The sequence below is a fragment of the Azospirillum endophyticum genome (genome assembly GCF_016595245.1).
Lineage (GTDB): Bacteria > Pseudomonadota > Alphaproteobacteria > Azospirillales > Azospirillaceae > Azospirillum > Azospirillum endophyticum.
Map to the genome: position 1 here is coordinate 53,790 of NZ_JAENHM010000027.1, position 9,599 is coordinate 63,388.

Sequence of the window (9,599 nt, forward strand, 5' to 3'; positions counted from 1 at the left end):
AGGTCAGGCCGGCAGCCCCGCCGCCTTGCGCACCGCCTCCAGCACGCTCAGCACGTCGCGCGCCTGCTCGGCGGTCACCGGCGGCGGAGCGCCGTCGAGGATGGCCGCCGCCACCCCGCGGTAGAAGGCAGGGTAGTCGCCGCGCAGCGTCTCCACCCGGCGCTCCGTCCCGTCGGCCTGGACCAGCAGGGCGTGGTTCTCGAGATCGTCGATGCCCCAATCCGCCTCGGTGGGCATCCGGCCGTCGCGGAGCGCCGCCTCCTGCCCGTCGATTCCGTGCTTGAGGAAGCTGCCGCCGTCGCCATGCAGCTGGAAGCGCGGACCCGGCCGGCAGACCACCGTCCCGCAATGCAGGATCGCCCGCATCGGCCCATAGCCGAGCACGATGTGGAACCAGTCGTCGACCTGCGCGTCCGGCCGCTGGGCGCCAACGTCAGCAAGGATGCGGTCGGGCATGCCGAACAGAGTCAGCGCCTGATCGATCAGATGGGCGCCGAGGTCGAACAGCACGCCGGACCCGGCCAGCGTCCGTTCGCGCCAACCCTGCTTGATCTGCGGGCGGAAGCGGTCGTAATGCGCCTCGTAATGATAGGGCCGGCCGATCTCGCCTGCCTCCAGGCAAGCGCGCAGGGTCAGGAAGTCGTTATCCCAGCGCCGGTTGTGGAAGACGGTCAGCAGCCGGCCCTGCCGCTTGGCGAGGTCGATCAGTTCGCCGGCCTCCGCCGCGGTGGTCGCCATCGGCTTGTCGATCACCACATGCTTGCCGGCCAGCAGGGCCTCGCGGGCCAAGGGAGCGTGGCTGGTGTTGGGGGTGGCGATCACCACGAGGTCGATGGCGGGATCGGCGATCACCGCCGCGGCCGTCGTCGCCTCCGCCCCCGGTGCGCTGCGGCGGATGTCGTCGACACGCGAACTGGCGACCGCCGTCAGGCGCAGGCGCGGTTCGCTGCGGATCAGCGGCGCGTGGAACACCGACCCGGCAAGGCCGAAACCCAACAGTCCGACCGACAGGCTGCTCATCGTCCCGGCTCCTCTTCCTGGAATGTCGCCCGGCAGACCATGCCGTCCGCCCCGCTCCGGCGCAACAGCGCCCGCTGCGGCATAGCATCTTCCCGGCCAGCCGGACCGGTCGGTATGTAACGGTTGCGTAACAACGCGGCGGCCGGGAAAGCGCCGCGTTACCAAATTGTCCGCCCCGCCCATCATCGGCAGCGTACAGTGACCGCCAAGCGAACGACCGTGTATCAGCGGTCCAACAGCAACCCATCACGGGAGGGAACCGACATGCGCGACCTGCATCCGTGTGCGAAGCCGGCCCCGACGCCGCTGCAATGTCCGGTGGGGACCGTACCATGACCCTGCAGACCCCATCCTACCGGCCGGCGGCCGGAGACGAGGCCGCGCCCGGCAGCGCCACCCCGCACAAGGCGGGCGGGCTGCGCGCGCTGGCGCAACGCCACCTGTCGAAGCTGGTGGTCGCCCCGTCCTTCGCGGCGATCCTGCTGTTCGTCTACGGCTTCATCGTCTGGACCGTCTACATCAGCTTCACCAACTCGAAGATGCTGCCGTCCTATGATCTGGTCGGCGCCGACGCCTTCTCCAAGCTGTGGCGGATCGAGCGCTGGTACGTCGCCATCGAGAACCTGCTGATCTTCGGCGGTCTGTTCATCGGCGTCAGCCTGATCGTCGGCATCCTGCTGGCCGTGCTGCTCGACCAGCGCATCCGCGGCGAAGGGGTGCTGCGCACCATCTATCTCTACCCGATGGCGCTCAGCTTCATCGTCACCGGCACCGCCTGGAAATGGATTCTCAACCCCGGCATCGGCATCCAGCAGTTCGTCCGCGACCTGGGCTTTCCCGGCTTCACCTTCGACTGGATCGTCCAGCAGGACACCGCCGTCTACACGCTGGTGATCGCCGCGGTCTGGCAAAGCTCCGGCTTCGTCATGGCGCTGTTCCTGGCGGCACTGCGCGGCGTCGATCAGGAGATCATCAAGGCGGCCTATCTCGACGGCGCCAGCCTGCCGCGCATCTATTGGGGCATCGTCCTGCCGTCGGTCCGGCCGGTGTTCATGAGCGCCTTCGTCATCCTCGCCCACCTCGCGGTCAAGAGCTACGACCTCGTGGTGGCGCTGACCGGCGGCGGTCCCGGCTATGCCTCCGACCTGCCGGCGACCTTCATGTACGAGATGACCTTCCGCCGCAACCAGATCGCCATCGGCTCGGCCAGCGCGCTGATGATGCTGGCGACGGTGGTGGCGATCATCGTGCCCTACCTCTATTCCGAACTGAAGGGAGGCAAGCGTGTCTAGCCTGACCTCCGCCCTGCCGCCGGCGCAGGGCACCGGCGCCCGCATCGCCCGCTGGGGCCTGTACCTGATCCTCCTGCTGTTCGCGGCCTATTACCTGCTGCCGCTGCTGCTGATGATCGCCACCTCCTTCAAGAGCCCGGAGGAAATCCGCACCGGGTCGCTGCTGTCGCTGCCGCGCGATTTCAGCCTGGATGCCTGGAGCTATGCCTGGAACCGCGCCTGCATCGGCGCCGATTGCCGCGGCATGGCGCCCTATTTCCTCAATTCCCTGGTCATCGTCGGGCCGGCCGTCATCATCTCCACCCTGTTCGGGGCGCTGAACGGCTATGCCCTGACCAAGTGGCGGTTCCGCGGCGCCAACATCGTCTTCGGCATGATCCTGTTCGGCAGCTTCCTGCCATCGCAGGTGATCCTGCTGCCGATGGCGCAGACTCTTGGCTTCCTCGGGCTGGCCGGCAGTGCGGGCGGGCTGATCCTGGTGCATGTGGTGTACGGACTCGCCTTCACCACTTTGTTCTTCCGCAATTACTACGTCAGCATCCCCGACGATCTGGTGAAGGCCGCGACCATCGACGGCGCCGGCTTCTTCCAGATCTTCACCAAGATCATGCTGCCGCTGTCGCTGCCGATCCTGGTGGTGACGATCATCTGGCAGTTCACCCAGATCTGGAACGACTTCCTGTTCGGGGCATCCTTCGCGGCGGGCGGCGCGCAGCCGGTGACGGTCGCGCTGAACAACCTCGTCAACACCACCACCGGCGTGAAGCAGTACAACGTCGACATGGCGGCGGCGATGATCGCCGGCCTGCCCACCCTCGTCGTCTATGTGCTCGCCGGCAAATACTTCATCCGCGGTCTGACCGCCGGCTCCGTCAAGGGGTGATCTTCCGATGGCGACTCTCAGCATCAACAATGTCCGCAAGCAGTATGGCAGCGTCGAGGTCCTGAAGGGCATCGACCTGGACCTGACGGACGGCGAATTCCTCGTCCTGCTCGGTCCGTCCGGCTGCGGGAAATCCACCCTGCTCAACATGATCGCCGGGCTGGAGACGATCAGCGCCGGCGAGATCCGCATCGACCAGCGCGTGGTCAACGAGGTCCATCCCAAGGACCGCGACATCGCCATGGTGTTCCAGTCCTACGCGCTCTACCCCAACATGACGGTGGCGCGGAACATCGGCTTCTCGCTGGAGATGCGCGGGCAGGCCAAGCCGGAGCGCGAGGGCGCCGTCCGCCGCGTCGCCCGGCTGCTGCAGATCGAGCATCTGCTCGACCGCAAGCCGGCGCAGCTGTCGGGCGGCCAGCGCCAGCGCGTCGCCATGGGCCGCGCCCTGGTCCGCGACCCCAAGGTGTTCCTGTTCGACGAGCCGCTGTCCAACCTGGACGCCAAGCTGCGCGTCGACATGCGCACCGAGATCAAGAAGCTGCACCAGCGGCTCGGCACCACCGTGGTCTATGTCACCCACGACCAGATCGAGGCGATGACGCTCGCCAGCCGCATCGCCATCATGAAGGAAGGCGTCGTCCAGCAGTTCGCCCCGCCGCAGGAGGTCTACGAACGCCCGGCCAACATGTATGTGGCGAGCTTCATCGGCTCCCCCACCATGAACTTCGTCCGCGGCACCCTGTCGGCCGAGGGCGACCGGCTGGGCGTCAGCGTCGGGCGCGAGCGCAGCGGCTTCCTGCCGCTGTTCCAGCCGCCGGAGCAGGCCGGCCACTGGCTGGGCCAGGAGGTGATCCTGGGCATCCGGCCGGAGGCCATCACCTGCTACGACCCGGCGATCGCCGCCGGCAACCCGGCGCTGGTGAAGGTCGCCTGCGGCGTCAATGTGCTGGAGCCGACCGGGGCCGACACCATCACCTATGTCGAGCTGAACGGCCATGAGGTGGTCGCCCGCATCAAGCCGAGCGACCGGGTGGCGGAAGGCGAGACAGCCGACTTCATGATCGACATGGCAAGAGCGAACCTGTTCGACCCGAAGACCGAACAGCGGATCTGACCGGCGAGAACTACCCTCTCCCGCCCCGGGAGAGGGAGGGGACCCGCGCCGAAGGCGTGGGGAGGGTGAGGGGCGATCCGGACATGGATCCTCTTATCCTTGTCTCACCCCTCACCCTTCCCATGCTCCGCATGGGCCCCTTCCCTCTCCCGGGGCGGGAGAGGGAGTTCACCCCCCATTGCGCATTCCGTCGATTTTTCCCCGACCCGCGTGATTTCCAGCGCCGTTGACGGTTGACAAGCCGGCTCAATCCGTCCGCAAGGCGGGGGCCGGCCGTGGTCTGCCGTCGGGCAGGACCCGTTCCGACATGGGGAATGCGCTGATGAACTTCACCATCAATGGGCAAAGCGTCGAGGTCGAGGCGGACATCCGCAGTTCGCTGCTTGACCTCCTCCGCAACAGTCTGGGTTTCACCGGCACCAAGAAGGGCTGCGACCAGGGCGCCTGCGGCGCCTGCACCGTGCTGGTCGACGGCGAACGCATCAATTCCTGCCTGGCACTGGCAGTCCAGTACCAGGGCCGCAGCATCACCACCGTCGAAGGGCTGGGCACCGACGGCAATCTCCACCCGCTGCAGGAGGCCTTCGTCGAGCATGACGGCTTCCAATGCGGCTACTGCACGCCCGGCCAGCTCTGTTCCGCCGTCGGCATGGCGCGCGAGATCGAACGCAACATCCCGAGCGTCGTCACCGCCGACCTGTCGGCGGACAGCGTCGCCATCGACGAGAGGGAACTGCGCGAACGCATGAGCGGCAATCTCTGCCGCTGCGGCGCCTATAACGGCATCATCGAGGCCATCTCCGAAACGCTGGTCAAGGCACCGGCATTACCGCAGGAGAGGGCACGGGCATGAACCCCTTCACCTATGAACGGGCCTCCGACGCGGCAGCCGCCATCGGACTGGCCAAGGGCAGCGCCGCAGCGCGCTATCTCGGCGGCGGCACCAATCTGGTCGACCTGATGCGCGAGACGGTCGAACGGCCGGAGATGCTGGTCGACGTCACCGGCCTGCCGGGAAGGATCGAGCCGCGCGCCGACGGCAGCCTGCTGATCGGCGCCGCGGCGACCAACACCGCGCTGGCCGCAGATGCGCATGTCCGCACGCAGTATCCGCTTCTCTCCCGTGCAATCCTCGCCGGTGCCAGCGCCCAGATCCGCAACATGGCGACGGTCGGCGGCAACATCCTGCAACGCACGCGCTGCCGCTATTTCTACGATAATGCTGCGGCCTGCAACAAACGCCAGCCGGGGGCCGGCTGCGACGCCCGCGACGGCTTCAACCGCTACCACGCCATCCTCGGCGCCTCGCCGGCCTGCGTCGCCACCCATCCGTCCGACATGTGCGTGGCGCTCGCCGCCCTCGACGCGACGGTGCATCTGGATGGCCCGGCGGGACCGCGCAGCATCGCGCTTGCCGACCTGCACCGGCTGCCCGGCGACCGGCCGGACATCGAGACCGAATTGCAACCAGGCGAGCTGATCACCGCGGTCGAACTCCCACCCCTGCCCTTCGCCCGCCGCTCGACCTACCGCAAGGTGCGCGACCGCGCGAGCTACGCCTTCGCGCTGGTCTCGGTCGCCGCTGCCCTCGATCTCGATAAGGACGGGACGGTGCGAGACGTACGGCTGGCGCTCGGCGGCGTCGCTCACAAGCCGTGGCGCGCCTCGGCTGCGGAAGCCGCGCTGAAAGGCCGGCCGGCCGGCCCGGAGAGCTTCCGCGCCGCCGCGGAGGCGGAACTCGCCGCCGCGACCGGGCTGCGCGACAACGCCTTCAAGATCGAGCTGGCGAAACGGACCATCGTCGCCGTCCTCGGCGACCTGACAGGAGACGAGGCATGAGCGCGCAATCCGACGCCGCCGCTTCCCGGCCCGGCCGCTGGCAGCCGGCGGTCACGCAGGATCCGATGCTGCACAAACATGGAGCATTGGGCCAGCCGGTCTCGCGCATCGAAGGGCCACTGAAGGTCCAGGGCAAGGCGCGCTTCGCCGCCGAGTTCCCCTATGAGGGGCTGTGCTACGCCGCGCTCGCCTTCAGCACCATCGCGCGCGGAAAAATCACGGCGCTCGACACCGTGGCAGCCGAAGCGGCGCCCGGCGTCGTGCTGGTGATGACCCACCGCAACGCGCCGCGGATGAAGGCGCCGTCCCTGATGATGTCGTCGCCGACCGCCGCCGGGGCGAGCGACCTGCCGGTCATGCAGACCGACGAGATCCACTGGAACGGCCAGCCGATCGCCGTCGTCCTCGCCGAGACGCAGGAACAGGCCGACCATGCAGCCTCGCTGGTCAAGGCCGACTATGCGCCGCTGCCGGCGACGACCTCCTTCGAGGAGGCCAGGAAGACGCCGCGCCAGCTGGACAACCTCCTGGGCCAGCCGCCGGTCGTCGAGATCGGCGACGCCGAGGCCGCGCTGAAAGGCGCCGCGGTGCAGGTGGACCAGATCTACCGGACGCCGCGCCACAACCACAACGCCATCGAGCTGCATGCGGCGACCGTCGCCTGGACCGGCGACGAGCTGCGGGTGCATGATGCCAGCCAGCTTCTCGACCTGACCGCCGGGCAACTGGCCGACATCTTCGGCCTGGATGCGGAGAAGGTCCGCGTCTCCTCCCCCTATGTCGGCGGCGGCTTCGGCGGCAAATGCCTGTGGGACCACCAGATCCTCGCCGGCGCGGCAGCCAAGCTCGCCGGCCGGCCGGTGCGCATCATGCTGTCGCGCGAGGGGGTGTTCCGCATCGTCGGCGGCCGGACGCTGACGGAGCAGCGGGTGGCGCTCGGCGCCAGCGCCGACGGCAAACTCGACGCGCTGATCCACACCGGCATCGTGGCGATGACCACCCACAACTCCTGCCCCGAACAGTTCACCTTCCCCGCCCGCCACCTCTATGCCGCCAAGACCATCCGGCTGGCCCAGGAGGTCGCCGACATGGACATGCTGGCGAACACCTTCATGCGGGCGCCCGGAGAATCCGTCGGCACCTTCGCGCTGGAATGCGCCATCGACGAATTGGCTTCAACGCTGGGCCTCGACCCCATCGAGCTGCGACGGCGCATCGAGCCGGAGAAGGACCCGACCAGCGGCAAGCCCTTCTCCGCCCGCCACCTGATCGACGCCTATGACAGGGGCGCGGAACGGTTCGGCTGGAACCGCCGCAGCGCGACGCCGCGCCAGCAGCGGGACGGCGAATGGCTGATCGGCATGGGCTGCGCGACGGCCACCTATCCCTACCACCGCTTCCCCGGCGGCGCGGCGCGGATCAGGCTGACGGCCGACGGGCGGGTCACCGTCTCGACCGCGGTACACGACATGGGGATGGGCACGGCGACGGCGCAGGCCCAGCACATCGCCGCCCGGCTCGGCGTGCCGCTCGACCACGTCACCTTCGAATATGGCGACACGACCCTGCCGCGCGGGGTGATCGCCGGCGGTTCGACCCAGACCGCCTCGATCGGCGGCGCCGTCATCGCCGCGACGGAGGTGTTCGTCGAGGAGCTGCTGAAGCTCGCCGGCAACGATTCGCCGCTGGCCGGGCTGTCGCTCGCCGAGGTCGAGACGCGGGACGGCGGCATCGGCCACCGCGACGACACCGCGCGCTTCGAAAGCTATGAGTCGATCCTGCGCCGGGCAGCCCGCGACGAGCTGGTCTGCGAGGCCGAAGCGCCGCCGCCGGCGGAGATGGAGGCCTTCTCGATGCACTCCTACGGCGCGCAGTTCTGCGAGGTCCGGGTCAGCGAGATCACCGGCGAGGTCCGCGTCTCGCGTTTCCTCGGCTCCTTCGACGCAGGGCGCATCCTGAACGCCAAGACGGCGACCAGCCAGTTCAAGGGCGGCATCATCATGGGGATCGGGCTGGCGCTGACCGAGGAGACCAACTTCGATCCGCGCAGCGGCCGCATCGTCAACGCCTCCCTGGCCGACTATCACGTGCCGGTGCAGATGGATGTTCCCGCCATCGAGATCCTCTACACGGACATCCCCGACCCGCAGGCCCCGATGGGCGCCCGCGGCATCGGCGAAATCGGCATCACCGGCGTCGGCGCGGCGGTCGCCAACGCCGTCTACAATGCCACCGGCAAGCGCATCCGCGACCTGCCGATCACCCTCGACAAGCTGATGTGACGCTCCGCCGAATTCGATCTGCGAATTCTGTTCCCAGGTGTTATGGCGGGAGAGGCGGTTTGCAGACCACGTCTTCCGCCATATGTCTGCATCAGACACATCAAAACGCGCTATGGCGCCGATCAGGAGAGAGCAGGATGCAGACGGTAAAAGCCAACGGCGCCGAGATCCCCGCACTGGGGTTCGGTGTTTTCCGCATGTCGGACGACGAGGTCGAACGCGTGGTTCCGGCCGCCCTCGAAGCCGGCTTCCGCCATTTCGACACCGCGCAGATCTACCGCAACGAAGCGGCGCTGGGCCGCGCCCTGCAAGCGGCAGGCGCCCGCCGCGACGAGCTGTTCCTGACCACCAAGGTGTGGGTCGACAAATACAGCCCCGACCTGTTCGCCGCGTCGGTCGACGAGAGCCTGGAGAAGCTGAAGGTCGATAGCGTCGACCTGCTGCTGCTGCACTGGCCGGCCGATCAGGTCGCCATCGCCGAGCAGATCGAGATGCTGAACGCCGTCCAGGCGGCCGGCAAGACCCGCTTCATCGGCGTCAGCAACCAGAACATCGCCCAGCTTCGGGAGTCGGTCGAGCGCAGCAGCGCTCCCATCGTCACCAACCAGATCGAGGTGCATCCCTATCTCGACCAGAGCGCGATGGCGGCGGCCGCCCGGGAGCTGGACGTGGCGATCACCGCCTATTACGCCATGGCCGACGGCAAGGTGCCGCGCGATCCGGAATTGCAGCGGATCGGCGCCAAGCATGGCAAGACCGCGGCCCAGGTGACGCTGCGCTGGCTGATCCAGCTGGGTCACATCGTGCTGTCCAAGACCGCCAAGCCGGAACGGGTGCCGGAGAATTTCGCGGTGTTCGACTTCACGCTGGACGACGGCGACATGGCGGCGATTGCGAAGCTGGCGCAACCGAACGGACGGATCGTCAGCCCGGCGGGGTTGGCGCCGGCTTGGGACAAGTGAAGAACAAAGAAGGCTGACGATGGGGCGTGTGAGTCGACCACCGACTCACACACCGATCAGTATGCATAAGAAGGCCATTATGATAGTAGCATTAAATAAAAATTATCGCCTTGAAAGTTCAATCTCTGATAGTTTGCGGCTGTACTAGAGGCTGTTAGGGACTCGGGGTAGCCGCACGCGGTGTGGTTGCCCAGATATTGGAGA

Annotated in this window: 8 protein-coding genes; 7 read left to right on the forward strand and 1 reads right to left on the reverse strand. The window is 67.7% G+C overall.

Going from position 1 to position 9,599, the window contains the following annotated elements; all coding sequences use genetic code 11:
- Positions 1 to 3: 3 nt before the first annotated feature.
- Positions 4 to 1,020: an oxidoreductase gene (locus tag JHL17_RS08780; RefSeq protein WP_200192158.1), complete on the reverse strand. Its 1,017-nt coding sequence runs from the start codon at positions 1,018 to 1,020 to the stop codon at positions 4 to 6.
- Positions 1,021 to 1,352: 332 nt separating this feature from the next.
- Between JHL17_RS08780 and JHL17_RS08785 the strand changes: the two genes are divergently transcribed.
- From JHL17_RS08785 to JHL17_RS08815, 7 genes are all read left to right on the forward strand, one after another.
- Positions 1,353 to 2,312: a carbohydrate ABC transporter permease gene (locus tag JHL17_RS08785; protein ID WP_200192160.1), complete on the forward strand. Its 960-nt coding sequence runs from the start codon at positions 1,353 to 1,355 to the stop codon at positions 2,310 to 2,312.
- Positions 2,305 to 3,195, forward strand: a complete 891-nt coding sequence (locus JHL17_RS08790) for a carbohydrate ABC transporter permease (protein ID WP_109450734.1) — start codon at positions 2,305 to 2,307, stop codon at positions 3,193 to 3,195. Before JHL17_RS08785 ends, JHL17_RS08790 begins: the two co-directional genes overlap by 8 nt.
- 7 nt (positions 3,196 to 3,202) lie before the next feature.
- Entirely contained in the window at positions 3,203 to 4,312 is a 1,110-nt protein-coding gene (locus JHL17_RS08795) for an ABC transporter ATP-binding protein (protein ID WP_200192162.1), read from the forward strand.
- A gap of 322 nt (positions 4,313 to 4,634) precedes the next feature.
- Entirely contained in the window at positions 4,635 to 5,165 is a 531-nt protein-coding gene (locus JHL17_RS08800; protein WP_200192164.1) for a 2Fe-2S iron-sulfur cluster-binding protein, read from the forward strand.
- Positions 5,162 to 6,151 carry an FAD binding domain-containing protein gene (locus JHL17_RS08805; RefSeq protein WP_200192166.1) on the forward strand — a complete coding sequence of 330 codons (990 nt, stop codon included), beginning with the start codon at positions 5,162 to 5,164 and terminating at the stop codon, positions 6,149 to 6,151. Before JHL17_RS08800 ends, JHL17_RS08805 begins: the two co-directional genes overlap by 4 nt.
- The gene (locus JHL17_RS08810) at positions 6,148 to 8,433 is read left to right on the forward strand and encodes a xanthine dehydrogenase family protein molybdopterin-binding subunit (RefSeq protein WP_200192168.1); all 2,286 of its coding nucleotides are present in this window, start codon (positions 6,148 to 6,150) and stop codon (positions 8,431 to 8,433) included. The genes JHL17_RS08805 and JHL17_RS08810 overlap by 4 nt, the downstream gene beginning before the upstream one ends.
- A 137-nt stretch (positions 8,434 to 8,570) precedes the next feature.
- Positions 8,571 to 9,395: an aldo/keto reductase gene (locus tag JHL17_RS08815; protein WP_200192170.1), complete on the forward strand. Its 825-nt coding sequence runs from the start codon at positions 8,571 to 8,573 to the stop codon at positions 9,393 to 9,395.
- Positions 9,396 to 9,599 lie beyond the last annotated feature (204 nt).

Bases quoted from the DNA above. Each gene is read 5' to 3' on its own strand.
- JHL17_RS08780 (WP_200192158.1), bottom strand. From the start codon at position 1,020: ATGAGCAGCCTGTCGGTCGGACTGTTGGGTTTCGGCCTTGCCGGGTCG.
- JHL17_RS08800 (WP_200192164.1), top strand. From the start codon at position 4,635: ATGAACTTCACCATCAATGGGCAAAGCGTCGAGGTCGAGGCGGACATC.
- JHL17_RS08815 (WP_200192170.1), top strand. From the start codon at position 8,571: ATGCAGACGGTAAAAGCCAACGGCGCCGAGATCCCCGCACTGGGGTTC.
- JHL17_RS08805 (WP_200192166.1), top strand. From the start codon at position 5,162: ATGAACCCCTTCACCTATGAACGGGCCTCCGACGCGGCAGCCGCCATC.
- JHL17_RS08785 (WP_200192160.1), top strand. From the start codon at position 1,353: ATGACCCTGCAGACCCCATCCTACCGGCCGGCGGCCGGAGACGAGGCC.
- JHL17_RS08810 (WP_200192168.1), top strand. From the start codon at position 6,148: ATGAGCGCGCAATCCGACGCCGCCGCTTCCCGGCCCGGCCGCTGGCAG.
- JHL17_RS08795 (WP_200192162.1), top strand. From the start codon at position 3,203: ATGGCGACTCTCAGCATCAACAATGTCCGCAAGCAGTATGGCAGCGTC.